Raw genomic sequence first — 21,970 nt, forward strand, 5'->3', positions numbered from 1 at the left:
TGATGTTACAACCAAAGCGTACAAAATTCCGTAAAGTGCACAAAGGCCGCAACCGTGGTCTGGCGCAGGGTACGGATGTTAGCTTCGGCACTTTCGGTCTGAAAGCTGTTGGCCGTGGTCGTCTGACTGCACGTCAGATCGAAGCAGCACGTCGTGCTATGACCCGTGCAGTTAAGCGTCAAGGTAAGATCTGGATCCGTGTATTCCCGGACAAACCGATCACCGAGAAGCCGCTGGAAGTTCGTATGGGTAAAGGTAAAGGTAACGTGGAGTATTGGGTTGCCTTGATTCAGCCGGGTAAAGTCCTGTATGAAATGGACGGTGTTCCGGAAGAGCTGGCCCGTGAAGCCTTCGGCCTGGCAGCAGCGAAACTGCCTATCAAAACCACCTTTGTAACTAAGACGGTGATGTAATGAAAGCAAATGAGCTGCGTGAAAAGAGCGTTGAAGAGCTGAACACCGAGCTGCTTAACCTGCTGCGCGAGCAATTCAACCTGCGTATGCAGGCTGCTAGCGGCCAGCTGCAACAGACTCACCTGCTGAAGCAGGTTCGTCGCGATGTTGCACGTGTTAAGACTTTACTGACTCAGAAGGCGGGTGCGTAATGACCGATAAAATCCGTACTCTGCAAGGTCGCGTTGTCAGCGATAAAATGGAGAAATCCATTGTTGTTGCCATCGAACGTGTTGTGAAGCACCCGATCTACGGGAAATTCATCAAGCGTACGACCAAACTGCACGTACATGACGAGAACAACGAATGTGGTATCGGCGACAAGGTTGAAATCCGTGAATGCCGTCCACTGTCCAAGACTAAGTCCTGGACGCTGGTTCGCGTTGTAGAGAAAGCGGTTCTGTAATACAGTACGCCTTCTCACTATGAATAAACGGCTCAGCGATGGGCCGTTTATTTTTTCTACCCTTATCTTGTGAGCGGTGTTATAATGCTGCGCCCTCGATATGGGGCTTTTTAACGACTCTGATTTTAGGGTCTCAGTAGTAGTTGACATTAGCGGAGCACTAAAATGATCCAAGAACAGACTATGCTGAACGTGGCCGACAACTCCGGTGCACGTCGCGTAATGTGTATCAAGGTTCTGGGTGGCTCGCACCGTCGCTACGCAGGCGTCGGCGACATCATCAAGATTACCATCAAGGAAGCAATTCCACGTGGTAAGGTGAAGAAAGGCGATGTGCTGAAAGCGGTAGTGGTGCGCACCAAGAAGGGTGTTCGTCGCCCGGACGGTTCTGTCATTCGCTTCGATGGCAATGCATGCGTTATTTTAAACAATAACAGCGAGCAGCCAATCGGCACGCGTATTTTTGGGCCGGTAACTCGTGAACTGCGTAATGAAAAGTTCATGAAAATTATCTCTCTGGCACCAGAAGTACTCTAAGGAGCGAATCATGGCAGCGAAGATCCGTCGTGATGACGAAGTTATCGTGTTGACCGGTAAAGATAAAGGTAAACGCGGTAAAGTAAAAAATGTCCTGTCTTCCGGCAAGGTCATTGTTGAAGGTATTAACCTGGTTAAGAAACATCAGAAGCCGGTTCCGGCCCTGAACCAACCAGGTGGCATCGTTGAAAAAGAAGCCGCAATTCAGGTTTCTAACGTTGCACTCTTCAATGCGGCAACCGGCAAGGCTGACCGTGTAGGCTTTAGATTCGAAGACGGCAAAAAAGTCCGTTTCTTCAAGTCTAACAGCGAAACTATCAAGTAATTTGGAGTAGTACGATGGCGAAACTGCATGATTACTACAAAGACGAAGTAGTTAAGAAACTCATGACTGAGTTTAACTACAATTCTGTCATGCAAGTCCCTCGGGTCGAGAAGATCACCCTGAACATGGGTGTTGGTGAAGCGATCGCTGACAAGAAACTGCTGGATAACGCAGCAGCTGATCTGGCAGCAATCTCCGGTCAAAAGCCGTTGATCACCAAAGCACGCAAATCAGTTGCAGGCTTCAAAATCCGTCAGGGCTATCCGATCGGCTGTAAAGTAACTCTGCGTGGCGAACGCATGTGGGAGTTCTTTGAGCGCCTGATCACTATTGCTGTACCTCGTATCCGTGACTTCCGTGGCCTGTCCGCTAAGTCATTCGACGGTCGTGGTAACTACAGCATGGGTGTCCGTGAGCAGATCATCTTCCCAGAAATCGACTATGACAAAGTCGACCGCGTGCGTGGTTTGGATATTACCATTACCACTACTGCGAATTCTGACGAAGAAGGCCGTGCTCTGCTGGCTGCCTTTGACTTCCCGTTCCGCAAGTAAGGTAGGGTTACTTAATGGCTAAGCAATCAATGAAAGCACGCGAAGTTAAACGCGTAGCTTTAGCTGAAAAATACTTCGCGAAACGCGCTGAACTGAAAGCGATCATCTCTGATGTTAACGCTTCCGACGAAGATCGTTGGAACGCAGTTCTGAAGCTGCAGAGTCTGCCGCGTGATTCCAGCCCGTCCCGTCAGCGTAACCGCTGCCGCCAGACTGGTCGTCCACATGGTTATGTGGGCAAGTTCGGGTTGAGCCGTATCAAGCTTCGTGAAGCCGCAATGCGCGGTGAAGTACCTGGCTTGAAAAAGGCTAGCTGGTAATTGTCACCAATTGAATCACGGGAGTAAAGACAGATGAGCATGCAAGATCCGATCGCGGATATGCTGACCCGTATCCGTAACGGTCAGGCCGCGAATAAAGCTGCGGTCACCATGCCTTCCTCCAAGCTGAAAGTGGCAATTGCCAACGTGCTGAAGGAAGAAGGTTTTATTGAAGAATTTAAAGTTGAAGGCGACACCAAGCCGGAACTGGAAGTGACTCTTAAGTACTTCCAGGGTAAAGCTGTTGTAGAAAGCATTCAGCGTGTCAGCCGCCCAGGTCTGCGCATCTATAAGAAAAAAGATGAGCTGCCAAAAGTTATGGCCGGTCTGGGTATCGCAGTTGTTTCTACCTCTAAAGGTGTTATGACTGATCGTGCAGCGCGCCAGGCTGGTCTTGGTGGCGAAATTATCTGCTACGTAGCCTAATCGGAGGAAAAAATGTCTCGTGTTGCTAAAGCACCGGTCGTTGTTCCTGCCGGCGTTGATGTAAAAATCGACGGACAGGTTATTACGATCAAAGGTAAAAACGGCGAGCTGACTCGTACTCTCAACGATGCTGTTGAAGTTAAGCATGCTGATAACGCACTGACCTTCGGTCCGCGTGATGGTTACGTGGATGGTTGGGCTCAGGCTGGTACCGCGCGTGCCCTGCTGAACTCAATGGTTATCGGTGTTACCGAAGGCTTCACTAAGAAGCTGCAGCTGGTTGGTGTAGGTTATCGTGCAGCGGTCAAAGGAAATGTTGTAAACCTGTCTCTGGGTTTCTCTCATCCTGTTGATCATCAGCTGCCAGCAGGTATTACTGCAGAATGCCCGACTCAAACTGAAATCGTGCTGAAAGGTGCTGATAAGCAGGTGATCGGTCAGGTTGCAGCAGATCTGCGTGCCTACCGTCGTCCTGAGCCTTACAAAGGCAAGGGTGTTCGTTACGCCGACGAAGTCGTGCGTACCAAAGAGGCTAAGAAGAAGTAAGGTAACACTATGGATAAGAAATCTGCTCGTATCCGTCGTGCGACCCGCGCACGCCGCAAGCTCAAAGAGCTGGGTGCAACTCGCCTGGTGGTACATCGTACCCCGCGTCATATTTACGCACAGGTAATTGCTCCGAATGGTTCTGAAGTTCTGGTAGCTGCTTCTACTGTAGAAAAAGCTATCTCTGAACAACTGAAGTACACCGGTAACAAAGACGCTGCTGCAGCTGTAGGTAAAGCTGTCGCTGAACGCGCTCTGGAAAAAGGCATCAAAGATGTTTCCTTTGACCGTTCCGGGTTCCAATATCATGGTCGTGTCCAGGCACTGGCAGATGCTGCCCGTGAAGCTGGCCTTCAGTTCTAAGGTAGAGGTGTAAGATGGCTCACATCGAAAAACAAGCTGGCGAACTGCAGGAAAAGCTGATCGCGGTTAACCGCGTATCTAAAACCGTTAAAGGTGGTCGTATTTTCTCCTTCACAGCTCTGACTGTAGTAGGCGATGGTAACGGTCGCGTTGGTTTTGGTTACGGTAAAGCGCGTGAAGTTCCAGCAGCGATCCAGAAAGCGATGGAAAAAGCCCGTCGCAACATGATTAACGTCGCGCTGAACCACGGCACCCTGCAACACCCTGTAAAAGGTGTTCACACGGGTTCTCGTGTCTTCATGCAGCCGGCTTCTGAAGGTACCGGTATCATCGCCGGTGGTGCAATGCGCGCCGTCCTGGAAGTCGCTGGAGTTCATAACGTTCTGGCTAAAGCGTATGGTTCCACCAACCCGATTAACGTGGTTCGTGCAACTATCGATGGCCTGGAAAATATGAATTCTCCAGAAATGGTCGCTGCCAAGCGTGGTAAATCCGTTGAAGAAATTCTGGGGTAATTGACCATGGCAAAGACTATTAAAATTACTCAAACCCGCAGTGCAATCGGTCGTCTGCCGAAACACAAGGCAACGCTGCTTGGCCTGGGTCTGCGTCGTATTGGCCACACCGTAGAGCGCGAGGATACTCCTGCTGTACGCGGTATGGTCAACGCGGTTTCCTACATGGTTAAAGTTGAGGAGTAAGAGATGCGTTTAAATACTCTGTCTCCGGCCGAAGGCTCTAAAAAGGCGGGTAAACGCCTGGGTCGTGGTATCGGTTCTGGCCTCGGTAAAACCGGTGGTCGTGGTCACAAAGGTCAGAACTCTCGTTCTGGCGGTGGCGTACGTCGCGGTTTCGAGGGTGGTCAGATGCCTCTGTACCGTCGTCTGCCGAAGTTCGGTTTCACTTCACGCAAAGCAATGATCACAGCTGAAGTTCGTCTGTCTGATCTGGCTAAAGTAGAAGGCGACGTAGTTGACCTGAACACGCTGAAAGCAGCTAACATTATCGGCATCCAGATCGAATTCGCGAAAGTGATTCTGGCTGGTGAAGTAACCCGTCCGGTAACTGTTAACGGCCTGCGCGTGACGAAAGGCGCTCGTGCTGCTATCGAAGCTGCTGGCGGTAAAATCGAGGAATAAGTAGCAGATGGCTAAACAACCGGGATTAGATTTTCAAAGTGCCAAAGGTGGCTTAGGTGAGCTGAAACGCAGACTGCTGTTTGTTATCGGCGCGCTGATTGTGTTCCGTATTGGCTCTTTTATTCCAATCCCTGGTATTGATGCCGCTGTACTTGCCAAACTGCTTGAGCAACAGCGAGGCACCATCATTGAAATGTTTAACATGTTCTCTGGTGGTGCACTCAGCCGTGCTTCTATCTTCGCGCTGGGGATCATGCCGTATATTTCGGCATCGATCATTATCCAGTTGCTGACAGTGGTTCATCCAACGTTAGCGGAGATCAAGAAGGAAGGGGAATCTGGACGTCGTAAGATTAGCCAGTACACCCGCTACGGCACTCTGGTGTTGGCAATATTCCAGGCAACCGGTATTGCTACCGGTCTGCCGAATATGCCCGGTATGCAAGGTCTGGTGATTAATCCAGGCTTTGCATTCTATTTCACCGCTGTTGTAAGTCTGGTCACAGGAACGATGTTCCTGATGTGGCTCGGCGAACAGATTACTGAGCGCGGTATCGGTAACGGTATCTCAATCATCATCTTCGCCGGTATCGTTGCGGGTCTCCCGCCAGCCATCGCCCATACTATCGAGCAAGCGCGTCAAGGTGACCTGCACTTCCTCCTGTTGCTGTTGGTTGCAGTATTAGTATTTGCAGTGACCTTCTTTGTTGTCTTTGTTGAACGTGGTCAACGCCGCATTGTGGTAAACTACGCGAAACGTCAACAGGGTCGTCGTGTCTATGCTGCACAGAGCACACATTTGCCGCTGAAAGTGAATATGGCGGGGGTAATCCCGGCAATCTTCGCTTCCAGTATTATTCTGTTCCCGGCGACCATCGCGTCATGGTTCGGGGGCGGTACTGGTTGGAACTGGCTGACAACAATTTCGCTGTATTTGCAGCCTGGACAACCGCTTTATGTGTTACTCTATGCGTCTGCAATCATCTTCTTCTGTTTCTTCTACACAGCGTTGGTTTTCAACCCACGTGAAACAGCAGATAACCTGAAGAAGTCCGGTGCATTCGTACCAGGAATTCGTCCGGGAGAACAAACGGCGAAGTATATCGATAAAGTAATGACCCGCCTGACTCTGGTCGGTGCGTTGTACATCACTTTTATCTGCCTGATCCCGGAGTTCATGCGTGATGCAATGAAAGTGCCGTTCTACTTCGGTGGAACATCGCTACTCATCGTTGTTGTCGTGATTATGGACTTTATGGCTCAAGTGCAAACTCTGATGATGTCTAGTCAGTATGAGTCTGCATTGAAGAAGGCGAACCTGAAAGGCTACGGCCGCTAACAGGCGCCTGAGAAGTTACGGAGAGTAAAAATGAAAGTTCGTGCTTCCGTCAAGAAATTATGCCGTAACTGCAAAATCGTTAAGCGTGATGGTGTCATCCGTGTGATTTGCAGTGCCGAGCCGAAGCATAAACAGCGCCAAGGCTGATTAATTCGCATATTTTTCTTGCAAAGTTGGGTTGAGCTGGCTAGATTAGCCAGCCAATCTTTTTGTATGTCTGTACGTATCCATTTGAGTATCCTGAAAACGGGCTTTTCGGCATGGTGCGTACATATTAAATAGTAGGAGTGCATAGTGGCCCGTATAGCAGGCATTAACATTCCTGATCAGAAACATGCTGTGATCGCATTAACTTCGATCTATGGCGTCGGCAAGACCCGTTCCAAAGCCATTCTGGCTGCAGCGGGTATCGCTGAAGATGTTAAGATCAGTGAGCTGTCTGAAGAACAAATCGACACGCTGCGTGACGAAGTTGCCAAATTTGTCGTTGAAGGTGATCTGCGCCGTGAAGTTAGCATGAGCATCAAGCGTCTGATGGACCTTGGTTGCTATCGCGGTTTGCGTCATCGTCGTGGTCTCCCGGTTCGCGGCCAGCGTACCAAGACCAACGCACGTACCCGTAAGGGTCCGCGCAAACCGATCAAGAAATAATCGGGGTGATTGAATAATGGCAAAGGCACCAGTTCGTGCACGTAAGCGTGTAAGAAAACAAGTCTCTGACGGCGTGGCTCATATCCATGCTTCTTTCAACAACACCATCGTTACCATCAGCGATCGCCAGGGTAACGCACTGGGTTGGGCAACAGCCGGTGGTTCCGGTTTCCGTGGTTCACGCAAATCCACTCCGTTTGCAGCTCAGGTTGCAGCAGAGCGTTGCGCTGAAGCCGTAAAAGATTACGGTATCAAGAATCTGGAAGTTATGGTCAAAGGTCCGGGTCCAGGTCGCGAATCTACTATTCGTGCTCTGAACGCCGCTGGTTTCCGCATCACGAATATTACTGATGTGACTCCGATCCCTCATAACGGTTGTCGTCCGCCGAAAAAACGTCGCGTATAACGCGCTCGTTTTCTAGGATTGTTGGAGAAAGAAAATGGCAAGATATTTGGGTCCTAAGCTCAAGCTGAGCCGTCGCGAGGGCACAGACCTCTTCCTGAAGTCTGGCGTTCGCGCGATCGATACCAAGTGTAAAATTGAACAAGCCCCTGGCCAGCACGGTGCGCGTAAACCGCGTCTGTCTGACTATGGTGTGCAGTTGCGTGAAAAGCAAAAAGTTCGCCGTATCTACGGTGTGCTGGAGCGTCAGTTCCGTAACTACTACAAAGAAGCAGCACGTCTGAAAGGCAACACCGGTGAAAACCTGTTGGCTCTGCTGGAAGGTCGTCTGGACAACGTTGTATACCGTATGGGCTTCGGCGCTACTCGTGCTGAATCACGTCAGCTGGTTAGCCACAAAGCTATCATGGTAAACGGTCGTGTTGTTAACATCGCTTCTTATCAGGTTAAAGCGAATGACGTCGTCAGCGTTCGTGAGAAAGCGAAAAAGCAATCTCGCGTGAAAGCCGCTCTTGAGCTGGCTGAGCAGCGTGAAAAGCCAACCTGGCTGGAAGTTGATGCTGGCAAGATGGAAGGTACGTTCAAGCGTCAGCCTGAGCGTTCTGATCTGTCTGCGGACATTAACGAACACCTGATCGTCGAGCTTTACTCCAAGTAAAGCTTAGTACCAAAGAGAGGACACAATGCAGGGTTCTGTGACAGAGTTTCTAAAACCGCGCCTGGTCGATATCGAGCAAGTGAGTTCGACGCACGCCAAGGTGACCCTTGAGCCTTTAGAGCGTGGCTTCGGCCATACTCTGGGTAACGCACTGCGCCGTATTCTGCTCTCATCGATGCCGGGTTGCGCGGTGACCGAGGTTGAGATTGATGGTGTACTTCATGAGTACAGCACCAAAGAAGGCGTTCAGGAAGATATCCTTGAAATCCTGCTCAACCTGAAAGGGCTGGCGGTGAGAGTTCAGGGTAAAGATGAAGTTATTCTTACTCTGAATAAGTCTGGCATTGGCCCTGTGACCGCAGCCGACATCACCCACGACGGTGATGTTGAAATCGTCAAGCCGCAGCATGTGATCTGCCACCTGACCGATGAGAACGCATCTATTAGCATGCGTATCAAAGTTCAGCGCGGTCGCGGTTATGTGCCGGCTTCTGCCCGAATTCATTCGGAAGAAGATGAGCGCCCAATCGGCCGTCTGCTGGTCGACGCCTGCTACAGCCCTGTAGAGCGTATTGCCTACAATGTTGAAGCAGCTCGTGTTGAGCAGCGCACCGACCTGGACAAGCTGGTCATCGAAATGGAAACCAACGGCACAATCGATCCTGAAGAGGCGATTCGTCGTGCGGCAACCATTCTGGCTGAACAACTGGAAGCTTTCGTTGACTTACGTGATGTACGTCAGCCGGAAGTGAAAGAAGAGAAACCAGAATTCGATCCGATCCTGCTGCGCCCTGTTGACGATCTGGAATTGACTGTCCGCTCTGCTAACTGCCTCAAGGCAGAAGCTATCCACTATATCGGTGATCTGGTACAGCGTACCGAAGTTGAGTTGCTGAAAACGCCGAACTTGGGTAAAAAATCTCTTACTGAGATTAAAGACGTGCTGGCCTCTCGTGGTCTGTCTCTGGGCATGCGCCTGGAAAACTGGCCGCCGGCAAGCATTGCTGACGAGTAACCGGATCACAGGTTAAGGTTTTACTGAGAAGGATAAGGTCATGCGCCATCGTAAGAGTGGTCGTCAACTGAACCGCAACAGCAGCCATCGCCAGGCTATGTTCCGCAATATGGCAGGTTCACTGGTTCGTCATGAGATCATCAAGACGACCCTGCCTAAAGCGAAAGAGCTGCGTCGCGTAGTTGAGCCGCTGATTACTCTTGCCAAGACTGATAGCGTTGCTAATCGTCGTCTGGCATTCGCCCGTACTCGTGATAACGAGATCGTGGCAAAACTGTTTAACGAACTGGGCCCGCGTTTCGCGAGCCGTGCCGGTGGTTACACTCGTATTCTGAAGTGTGGTTTCCGTGCAGGCGACAACGCGCCGATGGCTTACATCGAGCTGGTTGATCGTTCAGAAGCGAAAGCAGAAGCAGCTGCAGAGTAATTTGCAGTGAAGTAAAAAAACCCGCCTCGGCGGGTTTTTTTATACCCTCACAACCCCAATCTTCTACACTAGCTGTACTCATTTTGTTCACTCAGGTTGGTATGATGTGGTTACTGGACCAGTGGGCCGAACGGCATATTCTCGATGCTCAACGTAACGGCGAGTTTGACTCTTTGGCTGGGAGTGGAAAACGTTTGCAGCTTGATGACGACCATCATGTGCCCGCAGAATTACGTGCCGGTTACAGATTGCTGAAAAATGCCGGATGTCTTCCTCCAGAACTTGAACAGCGCAAGCAAGCACTCCAGCTTGCCGATCTCCTGCAAACCGTTGGTGAAGACGACCCGAGATTCAATGAACTTCACCGCCAATTCACGTTGCTTGAGCTAAAGCTGAGACAAGCCGGACTCAACACCGACTTTCTTCATGGTGACTATGCCGGGAAACTCCGCAATAAAATCAATGGAGAGCCATAATGTTACGTATAGGTGAGTTAGCGAAACTGGCTGGCGTTACACCCGACACCATTCGCTATTACGAAAAGCAGCAAATGATGGATCATGATGTCCGTACTGAAGGTGGCTTCAGACTTTATTCGGACAGCGATCTGCAACGTCTGCGTTTTATTCGTCATGGACGGCAGTTAGGGTTCACACTTGAAGCGATCCGTGAACTGTTATCGATCCGTATCGATCCCGAACATCACACCTGTCAGGAATCGAAAAGCATCGTTCAGGCCAGATTAGGTGAAGTTGAGGCACGCATCGCCGAATTAGAAACGATGCGGCGTTCTTTACAGCGACTTAACGATGCCTGCTGCGGTACTGCGCACAGTAGCGTCTACTGTTCGATTCTTGAAGCGTTGGAACAAGGTGCAGAAGCTGACAAATCAGGGTGTTGATTTCCCCTAAGCAGAGGATTACACTCGCGCCGAATTAACCCACCTATCGGAGATATTATGAGCCGCTATCAGCATACGAAGGGGCAGATTAAAGATAATGCCATCGAAGCCCTGTTACATGACCCGCTTTTTCGCCAGCGAGTTGAGAAGAATAAGAAAGGGAAAGGAAGTTATCAGCGTAAAGGGAAACAGGGTAATCGAGGGAACTGGGAGGCCAGTGGCAAAAGAGTGATGCACTTTTTTACCACTGGCTTTCTTGTTTCTGCAGTTTGATTAAGAGCGATTATTTTGCTCTTTCAGCAGATCGCGTATCTCAGCCAGCAAGACTTCTTCTTTTGAAGGGGCAGGCGCTGCAGCCGGCTCTTCTTTCTTACGATTCAGTTTGTTTATCAGCTTGATTGCCATAAAAATGGCAAATGCCACGATGACGAAATCAAAAATATTCTGAATAAACACACCGTAATGCATTACGACAGCAGGCACATCACCTTGTGCGTCACGCAGGGTCACGGCAAATTGTTTGAAGTCGATACCCCCAATCAGTAGACCTAACGGTGGCATAATAATATCGGCAACCAGTGACGACACGATCTTGCCAAATGCTGCACCAATAATGACACCCACTGCCAAATCGACAACATTCCCGCGCATCGCGAATTCGCGAAACTCTTTAATAATGCTCATTTTATACTCCTTGTGCTGGCTGACGTTTATAAGTTTAACAAATGTTTAGTCGATTGCCATTGCCGGGCTGATGTCAGATGGAATAAATAAGCCATGTAATATAAAGGGTTAATTAAAAAGGGCGCCGTGATGGGCGCCCTGTCGTCGTTACAGGAAGAATGGACTTGGCTGGAATAGCCTTTCGACGTCGGTAATAAACTTTTTATCTGTCAGGAACATAATGACGTGATCGCCTTGTTCAATGCGAAGATTGTTATTTGCAATCATGACTTCGTTACCACGCACTACGGCTCCGATAATCGTGCCTGGCGGCAGTTTTATATCGTCAATCACTCGTCCTACAACGCGAGAGGTGCTTTCATCACCATGCGCTACGGCTTCAATGGCTTCAGCAACACCGCGACGCAATGAAGACACACCCACGATATCTGCTTTGCGCACATGACTTAAAAGGGCAGAGATCGTGGCTTGCTGCGGAGATATAGCAATATCAATTACGCTCCCCTGGACCAAATCGACGTAAGCGCGGCGTTGGATAAGCACCATCACTTTCTTAGCGCCCATTCGCTTGGCCAGCATGGCCGACATGATATTCGCTTCGTCATCATTGGTGACGGCGATAAACAGATCGACTTGATCGATATGCTCTTCAGCCAGTAATTCCTGATCAGACGCGTCGCCGTAAAAGACGATCGTGTTTTGCAGCTTTTCGGCCAGTTCAGAGGCACGTTGCTGGTCGCGCTCGATCAGTTTTACGCTGTAGTCTTTTTCCAGACGATGCGCGAGGCCAGCGCCAATGTTGCCCCCGCCGACCAGCATGATGCGCTTGTAGGGTTTCTCAAGACGTTGAAGCTCGCTCATTACGGCACGAATATGCTGTGATGCGGCAATGAAGAAGACTTCATCACCCGCTTCGACGATGGTGGAACCCTGTGGGCGAATCGGACGGTCATGACGGAAAATAGCGGCCACGCGTGTATCGATGTGCGGCATATGTTCGCGCATCGTGGACAGCGCATTCCCAACCAGCGGCCCGCCATAATAGGCTTTTACTACGGCAAGGCTGACTTTGCCTTCGGCAAAATTGACCACCTGCAATGCGCCCGGGTATTCAATCAGACGATAAATATTGTCGATAACCAACTGCTCAGGGGCAATCAGGTGATCGATAGGTACGGCTTCAGAATGGAAGAGTTTTTCCGCATCACGCACATAGTCCGGAGCCCTGATTCGGGCGATACGGTTGGGCGTATTAAAGAGCGAATAGGCAACCTGACAGGCGACCATATTTGTTTCGTCCGAACTGGTGACAGCGACCAGCATGTCGGCATCATCTGCCCCCGCTTCGCGTAAAACACGCGGGTGAGAGCCATGCCCTTGTACGACACGCAAATCAAATTTGTCCTGCAGGCTGCGTAAGCGATCGCCATTGGTATCGACGACGGTAATGTCGTTATTCTCGCCGACCAGGTTTTCCGCCAGTGTGCCGCCAACTTGTCCGGCACCCAGAATGATAATTTTCATCAGTCGCGATCCATTAATTCATCACTGTTTGATTAGCTTAGCGTAGAAGAAGCCATCGCCTTCTTCTGCTGCCGGCAAGTTTTGTCGCCCTGGATGCGCTGTATCGCCAGTTTCAGTGAGTTTGGCATCGGGTGTGCGTTTCAGGAACGCGGCAATTTGTTCACTGTTTTCTTCGGGAAGAATAGAACAGGTCGCGTAAACCAAAGTGCCGCCGGTCTTAAGGTGCGACCAGGTCGCATCCAGAATTTCCGCCTGTAGTTGTGCCAGCTCGGCGATGTCTCGATCACGGCGCAGCCATTTAATATCCGGATGGCGACGAATGACGCCAGTTGCGGAACAGGGAGCGTCTAACAGAATGCGATCAAACTGTTGTTCGCCGCACCACTGTGAAGGGAAGCGGCCGTCACCCTGCTTGACCTGAGCTTTCATGCCAAGACGCTTAAGGTTTTCATAGACACGTGACAGGCGTTGCTCATCGACATCTACTGCCATCACATTGGCTTGTGGTGCCACTTCAAGAATGTGTGTGGTTTTACCGCCGGGTGCCGCGCAGAGATCGAGGATTTCCTCGTCGTTTTCCGGCCGCAGGAAATTCATGCAGCCTTGAGCTGAAGCATCCTGAACCGTGACCCACCCTTCGTTAAATCCAGGTAAAGCCTGGACAGACACAGGGGTTTCCAGACGCACGGCATCGGGATAGTCAGGGTGAGAAAAAGCCGTGATCCCGGCTTCTTCAGACAACGCCATCCATTCATCGCGACTATGATGATTGCGGTTCACGCGCAGCCACATTGGCGGACGCTGGTTATTCGCCTCAAGAATCGCTTCCCATTGCTGCGGATAAGCTTTCTTAATGCGCTTCAGCAGCCAGGATGGATGCAGGAAACGAAGCTCTGTTGTGGAAAACTCTGCCTGCAACGCTTCTTGATTTCGCTGAAACTGCCGCAGAACGCCGTTAATCAGGCCTTTAAGCTGTGGACGTTTAATCGCTACAGCACCTTCCACTGTTTCAGCAAGAGCGGCGTGTGCTGGAATGCGGGTGTGCAGGAGTTGATACAGTCCAACCATAATCAGGTAATGAACGGTACGCTGCTTGCCTGCCATCGGGCGTTCCATCAATTTATTGATGAACCACTCAAGCTGGGAAAGAGTACGAAGGACACCGAAGCAGAGTTCCTGCAAAAGTGCCCGGTCTTTTTCGCTCACTTTTTGCTGCAGTCCGGGCAGTACATTACTCAGTGACTGACCCTTCTCAACGACCTGCTCGACGGCCTGGGCGGCAAGGCTACGTAAATTAATATTCTTTTTCATATGCTTAAAAATGAAAAGGCCCGGCAGTACCGGGCTTGAAATGAGAACCGTCAGGCGAGACGGTTGCCGGGAATAAACCATTCCCGACGTGAATTTAACAGATCCTGAGCGCTCATTGCTTTTTTGCCCGCAGGCTGTAGCGATTGAAGATTCAGAATACCCTCCGCTGTCGCCACCTGAATACCTTGCTTGCTGACATCCACAATGGTGCCGGGCTGGGCATTCGTTTTTTCGTTGATAACGCTGGCCTGCCAGATTTTTACCGGCTGCCCGTCAATCTCAAGCCAACTCATTGGCCATGGATTGAAGGCGCGAATGCAGCGTTCAAGCTGTGCGGCAGAAAGCGACCAGTCAACGCGGGCTTCTTCTTTGCTGAGCTTTTCGGCGTGCGTGACCTGTGCTTCATCCTGAACTTCAGGTTTTGCCGTCCCGCTGGCCAGTTGTTGCAGCGTTTCTATCAGTCCTTTCGGGCCCAGCTCAGCGAGCTTATCGTACAGTGAACCGCTCGTGTCTTCTGCCGTAATCGGGCAGGAGAGCTTGTGGAGCATATCGCCGGTATCCAGACCGACGTCCATTTGCATGATAGTGACGCCGGTTTCGGCATCACCAGCCCACAAAGAACGCTGAATAGGTGCTGCACCACGCCAGCGTGGGAGCAACGATCCATGCACATTGATGCAACCAAGGCGCGGCATATCCAGCACCGCTTTGGGCAGGATAAGACCGTAGGCAACCACTACCATGACATCGGCGTTAAGCTCGGCAACGAGCTGCTGGTTTTCCTGCGGGCGAAGTGATGCGGGCTGGAAAACCGGCAGACCTTTCTCTTCAGCCAGGACTTTAACCGGGGAAGGCATTAGCTTTTTACCGCGGCCAGCCGGACGATCGGGCTGGGTGAAGACACCCACGACCTGGTGCCCGGAAGACAACAGCGCGTCAAGATGACGCGCTGCAAAGTCAGGGGTACCTGCGAAAATAATGCGAAGTGATTCTGACACGAGTGTTCTTATCCTTAAGCGCGGGCGTTTAAGCGATCCAGTTTCTCAACTTTCTGGCGGATGCGCTGCTGTTTCAGCGGTGACAGATAGTCGATGAACAGTTTGCCCACCAGATGATCCATCTCGTGCTGAATGCAGATTGCCAGCAGGCCATCAGCTTCCAGTTCGAACGCTTTACCTTCACGGTTGAGCGCACGGATTTTCACTTTCTCTGCACGTGGCACCAGGGCGCGTTGTTCAGGAATAGACAGGCAACCTTCTTCAATCCCTGTTTCGCCTTCTTTCTCCAGCAGTTCAGGGTTGATCAGCACCAGTTGCTCATCACGGTTTTCAGAGACATCAATGACGATGATGCGCTGATGAATATCCACCTGCGTAGCCGCCAGGCCAATGCCTTCTTCGGCGTACATGGTGTCAAACATATCGTCAACGATACGCTGAATTTCTGCATTCACTTCTTTAACCGGTTCAGCGATTTTGCGAAGACGCTCGTCCGGGATATGTAACACTTGCAAAACTGACATAATTATCCAGAGTTGTGTTCAGGAGTTGGAAAGATTATTACCTCTATTCTAGACAAATCCCCCTCTGATTGACAGCATCAGTGACCAATCGCAAAGATTGCTCAACGTGCATGTGGCAAGGGGGACAAAGGATGACACCCACAGAAATAGTGCTTCGCCTGATGACAGTGAAGGGTGTGTATGGCGATATCGCGTCCACCTTGCTCAGTCAGCTCTGTAATGATGAAACCCTCGATGCCGAACGGCTAAAAGCAAAGGGGTTGACGCCAAAGCAAATTCAGCAATTTTTCGCCCTCTCAGAGCGAGAGTTATCGCAGACACTGGCCTGGCTGGAAGAGCCCGATCATTCTCTGCTTAGCGCAAACGATCCTGCTTTCCCTTTTGCATTACGAGCAACAACCGATTACCCCGTTGCGTTATTTGTCGCCGGGAATGTCACTTTGCTTTCCTCTATACAGGTCGCCATTGTCGGCAGCCGTAATCATTCCTGGTACGGTGAACGCTGGGGAACCGCATTTAGTGAAGCGTTGTCACGCAAAGGGTTCACGATTACCAGCGGGCTGGCGCTGGGCATTGATGGCATAGCCCATCGAGCAACACTGGCTGCTTCAGGGAAGACAGTGGCGGTACTGGGGAACGGCCTTTTTCATACCTATCCACGTCGCCATGCTTCGCTGAGCCATCGCATTCTTGAAAGTGGGGGTGCGCTGATCAGCGAATTTCCCTTGGCTCAGCCTCCCTGGCCCGCCAATTTTCCCCGACGTAATCGCATCATCAGTGGTCTGAGTTGCGGTGTGCTGGTCATTGAGGCTGCGATAAAAAGTGGTTCGCTCGTGACTGCCCGAACTGCACTGGAACAAGGACGAGAAGTTTTCGCTCTGCCCGGGCCGCTTGGGAACCCGGGTTCAGAGGGGCCGCACTGGCTGATTAAACAGGGCGCCACGCCAGTGACCACGGTCGAGGATATTCTGGAAAATTTGCAATACGGGCGGTATCCGTTGCCAGATGAGACTGAAAATTCAAATTATTCCCCGGATAGGGAGCTCACGGCATTGCCATTTCCGGAGCTCCTGGCTAACGTAGGAGATGAGGTAACACCTGTTGACGTTGTCGCTGAACGTGCCGGCCAACCTGTGCCAGTGACGGTAGCTCAATTACTCGAACTGGAGTTAGCAGGGTGGATCGCAGCTGTACCCGGCGGCTATGTCCGATTGAGGAGGGCATGCCATGTTCGACGTACTGATGTATTTGTTTGAGACTTACATCCATAACGAAGCAGAAATGCGGGTGGACCAGGACAAACTGACTCGGGATCTCACCGACGCCGGTTTTGACCGTGAAGATATCTACAACGCGCTACTTTGGCTGGAAAAGCTGGCTGACTATCAGGAAGGGCTCGCCGAGCCGATGCAGCTGGCTTCTGATCCGCTCTCTGTGCGTATCTATACCGCAGAAGAGTGCCAAAGGCTGGATGCCAGTTGCCGGGGATTCTTGTTATTCCTGGAGCAGATTCAGGTGCTAAACCTCGAAACGCGTGAAATGGTTATTGAACGCGTCATGGCGCTGGATGCCGCAGAGTTTGAACTGGAAGACCTGAAATGGGTCATTCTGATGGTGCTGTTTAACATTCCAGGCTGTGAAAATGCCTATCAGCAAATGGAAGAATTACTCTTCGAAGTAAATGACGGTATGCTGCACTGATTCCATTGTGTAGCGACAAGAGTTGTTATGGCCAAATCAGCACTGTTTTCGGTGCCCAAAAACGAGCCCTGCCCACAGTGCGGGGCTCCACTCGTTATCCGGTCCGGTAAACACGGGCCATTCCTGGGTTGTTCCCATTATCCGGAATGTGACTATGTACGCCCCCTGAAAAGCCAGGCGGACGGGCATATTGTTAAGATTCTGGAAGGTCAACTCTGCCCGGAATGCGGGGCTGAACTGGTGCTTCGTCAGGGGCGTTTTGGGATGTTCATTGGGTGTAGTCAGTATCCCGCTTGTGAACATACCGAGCTTATCGATAAACCTGATGACACGACTATCGCGTGCCCGCAGTGCCATGAAGGGCACCTGGTGCAGCGTCGCTCTCGTTATGGCAAAACCTTTCATTCTTGCGATCGTTATCCTGATTGCCAGTTTGTCCTGAATTTCAAACCGGCAGTGGGGGAATGCCCGACGTGTCATTATCCACTGCTTATCGAAAAGAAAACGGCGCAAGGCGTGAAGCTTTTCTGTGCCAGTAAACAATGTGGAAAGCCGGTCCCGGCGAAAGATCAGTGAACAATAACCTGCAAACAGAAAGCGTGACGAAAGCTCTCATCGCGCTAAAAAACAAAGAAGTCATCGCTTATCCTACTGAAGCTGTTTTTGGTGTCGGCTGCGATCCCGACAGCGAAACGGCCGTCATGCGCTTGCTTGAACTTAAGCAGAGGCCCGTCGAAAAAGGGTTAATCTTAATCGCGGCTGATTACGAGCAACTCAAACCGTATATTGACGATTCAATGCTGTCTGACGCGCAGCGCGAAGCCGTTTTTTCGAAATGGCCAGGGCCGGTGACGTTTGTTTTTCCTGCTCGCGCCTCGACACCACGCTGGTTGACAGGGCGTTTTGATTCCCTGGCTGTACGCGTTACCGACCATCCGCTGGTGGTTGAACTGTGCAAGGCGTATGGCAAACCCCTGGTTTCAACCAGTGCAAATCTGACGGGGCAACCTCCTTGTCGCACGACCGCTGAAGTGGTCGCTCAGTTTGGTGGAGCGTTCCCTGTGGTGGTGGGAGAGACCGGCGGTCGGCTTAATCCTTCCGAAATTCGCGATGCCCTGACGGGCGAACTTTTCCGCCAGGGGTAAGCTCATGGAAGCGTATGCAGTTTTTGGCAATCCGATTGCGCATAGCAAATCGCCTTTTATTCATCAGCAATTCGCGCTGCAGCTGAACATTGAGCATCCTTATGGCCGTGTGCTTGCTCCAAGGGAAGCCTTTAACGCAGCCCTGGACGCGTTCCTGGCTGCAGGTGGAAAGGGCTGCAACGTCACGGTGCCCTTTAAAGAAGAAGCATTTTCCAGAGCTGATGAATTGACGGAGCGTGCTGCGATGGCGGGGGCGGTTAATACTCTCAAGCGCCTTAAAGATGGGCGGTTGCTGGGCGATAACACGGATGGCATCGGTTTGCTGAGCGATCTGGAGCGCCTTTCTTTTATCAAACCAGGATTTCGTATTCTGCTGGTGGGTGCAGGTGGCGCTGCTCGCGGAGTGATCATGCCGCTGCTGTCTCTCGACTGCGCGGTGACAATCACTAACCGCACCTTCGCGCGAGCCCAGGAGTTAGCAACGATCTTTGCTCATACGGGTAGCATCCGGGCGGTGGCAATGGATCAACTGGCGGGTGAAGAATTCGATCTGATTATTAACGCTACCTCAAGTGGAATCGGGGGCGATGTGCCAGCGATCCCAGCTTCGCTCATTCATTCAGGCATTCATTGTTATGACATGTTTTACCAGAAAGGAAACACACCATTCCTGAACTGGTGTGAACAGAATGGTGCCAAACGGTGTGCGGATGGTTTGGGAATGTTAGTGGCACAGGCAGCACACGCGGTATTGCTTTGGCACGGCCTGATGCCTGAGATTGCACCTGTGATCGCATCACTGAAGAAAGAGCTGGCATTGTGAACCAGGCAATCCTGTTTCCCGACCGTGAAGAGTGGGATGAAAGCCGACAGTGCATCAGCTTCCCGGTGTTAGTCTCTGGCTTCCAGATGCAGTGCGCGTTATCGGCGGAATCACTGGTGCGCCGCTTTGGCAGCGGCACGCCAGCATATTGGTTGGAGAGTTTCCGCCAGTATCGCTGGGATCTGGAGGAAGAAGCTGAAGAAGCTATCCGCGAACAACGGGAAGACGATCAGGGCTGGTTCTGGCTTTCCTGAGCCAGATAGTCATTCTTCCATTTCACATAGTTGTTGGCGGAGTACTTCAGGCCTTCGAGCTCCTTCTCCTTTAATGGGCGGATCTGTTTTACCGGGCTGCCCAAATAAAGAAAGCCACTTTCCAGGCGTTTGTTTTGCGGCACCAGGCTACCTGCACCAATCATCACATCATCTTCTACGACAACACCGTCCAGTAAAATAGATCCCATTCCCACCAGAACGCGATTGCCGATCGTGCAACCATGCAACATCACTTTATGCCCTACGGTAACGTCTTCACCCACAATAAGCGGGTTGCCTTCCGGATTGGTGGCGGATTTGTGGGTGACGTGCAAAACGCTGCCGTCCTGAATGTTGGTGCGTTTGCCAATAGCAACGTGGTTCACGTCGCCACGAATGACTACCAATGGCCAGATGCCGACATCATCCGCAAGACGGACGTCACCGATAACGACGCTGGTGGAATCGATCATTACGCATTCACCCAACGTGGGGCGCAAAGACTGATAAGGGCGAATATTTGCAGACATGTTTACCTCTATAGAGAAAGGATCGCAGGTGATGACGGCCATTATCGGCCTTAAATGGGGCTTTCACACCTCAAAAAAGCAGCAGATCGTATGGGGTCTGGGCAAAGAGAATGAAAAAACAGCTATCAGAAAAAAGATCGAAAAAAAGGGTTGTGCAAAAAATTGGGATCCCTATAATGCGCATCCGTTGAGACGACAACGTGAAACACTTCACAAGATGGTCGTAGCAACGAAGAGAAAAAATCCTGAAATTGAGGGTTGACTCTGAAAGAGGAAAGCGTAATATACGCCACCTCGCGACAGAGCGCTAAAGCGCGTCGCAACTGCTCTTTAACAATTTATCAGACAATCTGTGTGGGCACTCAAAGTGACATGGATTCTTAATGTCCTCGGACACTAAATGAATACCAAGTCTTATGAGTGAACACGTAATTCATTACGATAGTTTAATTTCATGAGCATCAAACTTAAATTGAAGAGTTTGATCATGGCTCAGATTGAACGCTGGCGGCAGGCCTAACACATGCAAGTCGAACGGTAACAGGAAGCAGCTTGCTGCTTTGCTGACGAGTGGCGGACGGGTGAGTAATGTCTGGGAAACTGCCCGATGGAGGGGGATAACTACTGGAAACGGTAGCTAATACCGCATAACGTCTTCGGACCAAAGAGGGGGACCTTCGGGCCTCTTGCCATCGGATGTGCCCAGATGGGATTAGCTTGTTGGTGGGGTAATGGCTCACCAAGGCGACGATCCCTAGCTGGTCTGAGAGGATGACCAGCCACACTGGAACTGAGACACGGTCCAGACTCCTACGGGAGGCAGCAGTGGGGAATATTGCACAATGGGCGCAAGCCTGATGCAGCCATGCCGCGTGTATGAAGAAGGCCTTCGGGTTGTAAAGTACTTTCAGCGAGGAGGAAGGCATTAAGGTTAATAACCTTGGTGATTGACGTTACTCGCAGAAGAAGCACCGGCTAACTCCGTGCCAGCAGCCGCGGTAATACGGAGGGTGCAAGCGTTAATCGGAATTACTGGGCGTAAAGCGCACGCAGGCGGTCTGTCAAGTCGGATGTGAAATCCCCGGGCTCAACCTGGGAACTGCATTCGAAACTGGCAGGCTAGAGTCTTGTAGAGGGGGGTAGAATTCCAGGTGTAGCGGTGAAATGCGTAGAGATCTGGAGGAATACCGGTGGCGAAGGCGGCCCCCTGGACAAAGACTGACGCTCAGGTGCGAAAGCGTGGGGAGCAAACAGGATTAGATACCCTGGTAGTCCACGCCGTAAACGATGTCGACTTGGAGGTTGTGCCCTTGAGGCGTGGCTTCCGGAGCTAACGCGTTAAGTCGACCGCCTGGGGAGTACGGCCGCAAGGTTAAAACTCAAATGAATTGACGGGGGCCCGCACAAGCGGTGGAGCATGTGGTTTAATTCGATGCAACGCGAAGAACCTTACCTACTCTTGACATCCACGGAATTTAGCAGAGATGCTTTAGTGCCTTAGGGAACCGTGAGACAGGTGCTGCATGGCTGTCGTCAGCTCGTGTTGTGAAATGTTGGGTTAAGTCCCGCAACGAGCGCAACCCTTATCCTTTGTTGCCAGCGGTTAGGCCGGGAACTCAAAGGAGACTGCCAGTGATAAACTGGAGGAAGGTGGGGATGACGTCAAGTCATCATGGCCCTTACGAGTAGGGCTACACACGTGCTACAATGGCGCATACAAAGAGAAGCGACCTCGCGAGAGCAAGCGGACCTCATAAAGTGCGTCGTAGTCCGGATTGGAGTCTGCAACTCGACTCCATGAAGTCGGAATCGCTAGTAATCGTGGATCAGAATGCCACGGTGAATACGTTCCCGGGCCTTGTACACACCGCCCGTCACACCATGGGAGTGGGTTGCAAAAGAAGTAGGTAGCTTAACCTTCGGGAGGGCGCTTACCACTTTGTGATTCATGACTGGGGTGAAGTCGTAACAAGGTAACCGTAGGGGAACCTGCGGTTGGATCACCTCCTTACCT

At 51.2% G+C, this 21,970-nt stretch carries 36 protein-coding genes and 1 rRNA gene; 31 read left to right on the forward strand and 6 right to left on the reverse strand.

What is annotated here, in order from left to right; all coding sequences use genetic code 11:
* Nucleotides 1-2 precede the first annotated feature (2 nt).
* The 23 genes from rplP to ACLW56_RS22005 all read left to right on the forward strand — a co-directional run bounded on the left by rplP (nucleotide 3) and on the right by ACLW56_RS22005 (nucleotide 10,735).
* On the forward strand, nucleotides 3-413 hold the full coding sequence (gene rplP, locus ACLW56_RS21895; RefSeq protein WP_002919759.1) for a 50S ribosomal protein L16: 411 nt from the start codon (nucleotides 3-5) through the stop codon (nucleotides 411-413).
* Nucleotides 413-604 (forward strand): 50S ribosomal protein L29, encoded by a 192-nt coding sequence (gene rpmC / locus ACLW56_RS21900; protein WP_330985803.1) that lies wholly within the window; start codon nucleotides 413-415, stop codon nucleotides 602-604. Before rplP ends, rpmC begins: the two co-directional genes overlap by 1 nt.
* On the forward strand, nucleotides 604-858 hold the full coding sequence (gene rpsQ, locus ACLW56_RS21905; RefSeq protein ID WP_097164998.1) for a 30S ribosomal protein S17: 255 nt from the start codon (nucleotides 604-606) through the stop codon (nucleotides 856-858). Before rpmC ends, rpsQ begins: the two co-directional genes overlap by 1 nt.
* A 165-nt stretch (nucleotides 859-1,023) precedes the next feature.
* A complete protein-coding gene (gene rplN, locus ACLW56_RS21910; protein ID WP_000613954.1) occupies nucleotides 1,024-1,395 on the forward strand; it encodes a 50S ribosomal protein L14 in 372 nt (123 codons plus the stop codon).
* Nucleotides 1,396-1,405: 10 nt separating this feature from the next.
* Complete coding sequence (gene rplX, locus ACLW56_RS21915) at nucleotides 1,406-1,720, forward strand: 50S ribosomal protein L24 (RefSeq protein ID WP_007724317.1); 315 nt, start codon at nucleotides 1,406-1,408, stop codon at nucleotides 1,718-1,720.
* Between the two features lie 14 nt (nucleotides 1,721-1,734).
* On the forward strand, nucleotides 1,735-2,274 hold the full coding sequence (gene rplE, locus ACLW56_RS21920; protein ID WP_031523907.1) for a 50S ribosomal protein L5: 540 nt from the start codon (nucleotides 1,735-1,737) through the stop codon (nucleotides 2,272-2,274).
* Between the two features lie 14 nt (nucleotides 2,275-2,288).
* Complete coding sequence (rpsN, locus tag ACLW56_RS21925) at nucleotides 2,289-2,594, forward strand: 30S ribosomal protein S14 (RefSeq protein WP_074780832.1); 306 nt, start codon at nucleotides 2,289-2,291, stop codon at nucleotides 2,592-2,594.
* 33 nt (nucleotides 2,595-2,627) lie between these two features.
* Nucleotides 2,628-3,020, forward strand: coding sequence for a 30S ribosomal protein S8 (gene rpsH / locus ACLW56_RS21930; protein ID WP_042396027.1), 393 nt, complete (start codon nucleotides 2,628-2,630; stop codon nucleotides 3,018-3,020).
* Nucleotides 3,021-3,032: 12 nt separating this feature from the next.
* Nucleotides 3,033-3,566: a 50S ribosomal protein L6 gene (rplF, locus tag ACLW56_RS21935; RefSeq protein ID WP_330985805.1), complete on the forward strand. Its 534-nt coding sequence runs from the start codon at nucleotides 3,033-3,035 to the stop codon at nucleotides 3,564-3,566.
* Between the two features lie 9 nt (nucleotides 3,567-3,575).
* Complete coding sequence (rplR, locus tag ACLW56_RS21940) at nucleotides 3,576-3,929, forward strand: 50S ribosomal protein L18 (RefSeq protein ID WP_039076817.1); 354 nt, start codon at nucleotides 3,576-3,578, stop codon at nucleotides 3,927-3,929.
* A gap of 14 nt (nucleotides 3,930-3,943) precedes the next feature.
* On the forward strand, nucleotides 3,944-4,444 hold the full coding sequence (gene rpsE, locus ACLW56_RS21945; protein WP_002438697.1) for a 30S ribosomal protein S5: 501 nt from the start codon (nucleotides 3,944-3,946) through the stop codon (nucleotides 4,442-4,444).
* Between the two features lie 6 nt (nucleotides 4,445-4,450).
* Nucleotides 4,451-4,630, forward strand: coding sequence for a 50S ribosomal protein L30 (rpmD, locus tag ACLW56_RS21950; RefSeq protein ID WP_004846568.1), 180 nt, complete (start codon nucleotides 4,451-4,453; stop codon nucleotides 4,628-4,630).
* A gap of 3 nt (nucleotides 4,631-4,633) precedes the next feature.
* Nucleotides 4,634-5,068, forward strand: coding sequence for a 50S ribosomal protein L15 (gene rplO, locus ACLW56_RS21955; RefSeq protein WP_097165004.1), 435 nt, complete (start codon nucleotides 4,634-4,636; stop codon nucleotides 5,066-5,068).
* Between the two features lie 7 nt (nucleotides 5,069-5,075).
* Complete coding sequence (gene secY / locus ACLW56_RS21960; RefSeq protein ID WP_097165005.1) at nucleotides 5,076-6,407, forward strand: preprotein translocase subunit SecY; 1,332 nt, start codon at nucleotides 5,076-5,078, stop codon at nucleotides 6,405-6,407.
* A gap of 30 nt (nucleotides 6,408-6,437) precedes the next feature.
* Nucleotides 6,438-6,554, forward strand: a complete 117-nt coding sequence (gene rpmJ / locus ACLW56_RS21965) for a 50S ribosomal protein L36 (RefSeq protein WP_000868187.1) — start codon at nucleotides 6,438-6,440, stop codon at nucleotides 6,552-6,554.
* A gap of 147 nt (nucleotides 6,555-6,701) precedes the next feature.
* Nucleotides 6,702-7,058: a 30S ribosomal protein S13 gene (gene rpsM / locus ACLW56_RS21970; RefSeq protein ID WP_003031135.1), complete on the forward strand. Its 357-nt coding sequence runs from the start codon at nucleotides 6,702-6,704 to the stop codon at nucleotides 7,056-7,058.
* Nucleotides 7,059-7,074: 16 nt separating this feature from the next.
* Entirely contained in the window at nucleotides 7,075-7,464 is a 390-nt protein-coding gene (rpsK, locus tag ACLW56_RS21975) for a 30S ribosomal protein S11 (RefSeq protein WP_043081126.1), read from the forward strand.
* 34 nt (nucleotides 7,465-7,498) lie between these two features.
* Nucleotides 7,499-8,119, forward strand: a complete 621-nt coding sequence (gene rpsD, locus ACLW56_RS21980) for a 30S ribosomal protein S4 (protein WP_097165007.1) — start codon at nucleotides 7,499-7,501, stop codon at nucleotides 8,117-8,119.
* Between the two features lie 25 nt (nucleotides 8,120-8,144).
* Nucleotides 8,145-9,134 carry a DNA-directed RNA polymerase subunit alpha gene (locus ACLW56_RS21985; RefSeq protein ID WP_002438685.1) on the forward strand — a complete coding sequence of 330 codons (990 nt, stop codon included), beginning with the start codon at nucleotides 8,145-8,147 and terminating at the stop codon, nucleotides 9,132-9,134.
* Nucleotides 9,135-9,174: 40 nt separating this feature from the next.
* The gene (rplQ, locus tag ACLW56_RS21990) at nucleotides 9,175-9,561 is read left to right on the forward strand and encodes a 50S ribosomal protein L17 (protein WP_330985807.1); all 387 of its coding nucleotides are present in this window, start codon (nucleotides 9,175-9,177) and stop codon (nucleotides 9,559-9,561) included.
* A gap of 104 nt (nucleotides 9,562-9,665) precedes the next feature.
* Nucleotides 9,666-10,037 (forward strand): DUF1992 domain-containing protein, encoded by a 372-nt coding sequence (locus ACLW56_RS21995; protein ID WP_330985808.1) that lies wholly within the window; start codon nucleotides 9,666-9,668, stop codon nucleotides 10,035-10,037.
* A complete protein-coding gene (gene zntR, locus ACLW56_RS22000; RefSeq protein ID WP_330985809.1) occupies nucleotides 10,037-10,462 on the forward strand; it encodes a Zn(2+)-responsive transcriptional regulator in 426 nt (141 codons plus the stop codon). The genes ACLW56_RS21995 and zntR overlap by 1 nt, the downstream gene beginning before the upstream one ends.
* A gap of 57 nt (nucleotides 10,463-10,519) precedes the next feature.
* Nucleotides 10,520-10,735, forward strand: coding sequence for an alternative ribosome-rescue factor A (locus tag ACLW56_RS22005; RefSeq protein ID WP_330985810.1), 216 nt, complete (start codon nucleotides 10,520-10,522; stop codon nucleotides 10,733-10,735).
* On the opposite strand, the gene mscL is transcribed toward ACLW56_RS22005, so the two are convergent.
* The 5 genes from mscL to def form a co-directional block, all read right to left on the reverse strand.
* On the reverse strand, nucleotides 10,736-11,146 hold the full coding sequence (mscL, locus tag ACLW56_RS22010) for a large-conductance mechanosensitive channel protein MscL (protein ID WP_330985811.1): 411 nt from the start codon (nucleotides 11,144-11,146) through the stop codon (nucleotides 10,736-10,738).
* A 147-nt stretch (nucleotides 11,147-11,293) separates the two neighbouring features.
* The gene (gene trkA / locus ACLW56_RS22015) at nucleotides 11,294-12,670 is read right to left on the reverse strand and encodes a Trk system potassium transporter TrkA (RefSeq protein WP_330985812.1); all 1,377 of its coding nucleotides are present in this window, start codon (nucleotides 12,668-12,670) and stop codon (nucleotides 11,294-11,296) included.
* Nucleotides 12,671-12,691: 21 nt separating this feature from the next.
* Complete coding sequence (rsmB, locus tag ACLW56_RS22020) at nucleotides 12,692-13,981, reverse strand: 16S rRNA (cytosine(967)-C(5))-methyltransferase RsmB (RefSeq protein WP_330985813.1); 1,290 nt, start codon at nucleotides 13,979-13,981, stop codon at nucleotides 12,692-12,694.
* Nucleotides 13,982-14,031: 50 nt separating this feature from the next.
* Nucleotides 14,032-14,979 (reverse strand): methionyl-tRNA formyltransferase, encoded by a 948-nt coding sequence (gene fmt, locus ACLW56_RS22025; protein WP_330985814.1) that lies wholly within the window; start codon nucleotides 14,977-14,979, stop codon nucleotides 14,032-14,034.
* 14 nt (nucleotides 14,980-14,993) lie between these two features.
* Nucleotides 14,994-15,503: a peptide deformylase gene (gene def / locus ACLW56_RS22030; protein WP_330985815.1), complete on the reverse strand. Its 510-nt coding sequence runs from the start codon at nucleotides 15,501-15,503 to the stop codon at nucleotides 14,994-14,996.
* A 131-nt stretch (nucleotides 15,504-15,634) separates the two neighbouring features.
* Between def and dprA the strand changes: the two genes are divergently transcribed.
* From dprA to ACLW56_RS22060, 6 genes are read left to right on the forward strand one after another with little or no spacing between them, the layout of a single operon-like run.
* Nucleotides 15,635-16,759 (forward strand): DNA-protecting protein DprA, encoded by a 1,125-nt coding sequence (dprA, locus tag ACLW56_RS22035; protein WP_330985816.1) that lies wholly within the window; start codon nucleotides 15,635-15,637, stop codon nucleotides 16,757-16,759.
* The gene (gene smg / locus ACLW56_RS22040; RefSeq protein ID WP_330985817.1) at nucleotides 16,731-17,204 is read left to right on the forward strand and encodes a DUF494 family protein Smg; all 474 of its coding nucleotides are present in this window, start codon (nucleotides 16,731-16,733) and stop codon (nucleotides 17,202-17,204) included. The genes dprA and smg overlap by 29 nt, the downstream gene beginning before the upstream one ends.
* 27 nt (nucleotides 17,205-17,231) lie before the next feature.
* Nucleotides 17,232-17,780, forward strand: coding sequence for a type I DNA topoisomerase (locus ACLW56_RS22045; RefSeq protein ID WP_330985818.1), 549 nt, complete (start codon nucleotides 17,232-17,234; stop codon nucleotides 17,778-17,780).
* On the forward strand, nucleotides 17,777-18,349 hold the full coding sequence (tsaC, locus tag ACLW56_RS22050) for an L-threonylcarbamoyladenylate synthase type 1 TsaC (protein ID WP_330985819.1): 573 nt from the start codon (nucleotides 17,777-17,779) through the stop codon (nucleotides 18,347-18,349). The genes ACLW56_RS22045 and tsaC overlap by 4 nt, the downstream gene beginning before the upstream one ends.
* Before the next feature lie 4 nt (nucleotides 18,350-18,353).
* Entirely contained in the window at nucleotides 18,354-19,172 is an 819-nt protein-coding gene (gene aroE / locus ACLW56_RS22055) for a shikimate dehydrogenase (RefSeq protein ID WP_330985820.1), read from the forward strand.
* Nucleotides 19,169-19,426 carry a DUF1488 domain-containing protein gene (locus ACLW56_RS22060; protein WP_330985821.1) on the forward strand — a complete coding sequence of 86 codons (258 nt, stop codon included), beginning with the start codon at nucleotides 19,169-19,171 and terminating at the stop codon, nucleotides 19,424-19,426. The genes aroE and ACLW56_RS22060 overlap by 4 nt, the downstream gene beginning before the upstream one ends.
* On the opposite strand, the gene ACLW56_RS22065 is transcribed toward ACLW56_RS22060, so the two are convergent.
* Complete coding sequence (locus tag ACLW56_RS22065) at nucleotides 19,402-19,956, reverse strand: gamma carbonic anhydrase family protein (protein ID WP_330985822.1); 555 nt, start codon at nucleotides 19,954-19,956, stop codon at nucleotides 19,402-19,404. The two genes, ACLW56_RS22060 and ACLW56_RS22065, sit on opposite strands and share 25 nt — an antisense overlap.
* A gap of 31 nt (nucleotides 19,957-19,987) precedes the next feature.
* Between ACLW56_RS22065 and ACLW56_RS22070 the strand changes: the two genes are divergently transcribed.
* A complete protein-coding gene (locus tag ACLW56_RS22070; RefSeq protein WP_330985823.1) occupies nucleotides 19,988-20,218 on the forward strand; it encodes a hypothetical protein in 231 nt (76 codons plus the stop codon).
* Nucleotides 20,219-20,425: 207 nt separating this feature from the next.
* Nucleotides 20,426-21,967 (forward strand): 16S ribosomal RNA (locus ACLW56_RS22075).
* Nucleotides 21,968-21,970 lie beyond the last annotated feature (3 nt).

Source organism: Pantoea sp. sgz302252 (genome assembly GCF_047713085.1).
Lineage (GTDB): Bacteria > Pseudomonadota > Gammaproteobacteria > Enterobacterales > Enterobacteriaceae > Scandinavium.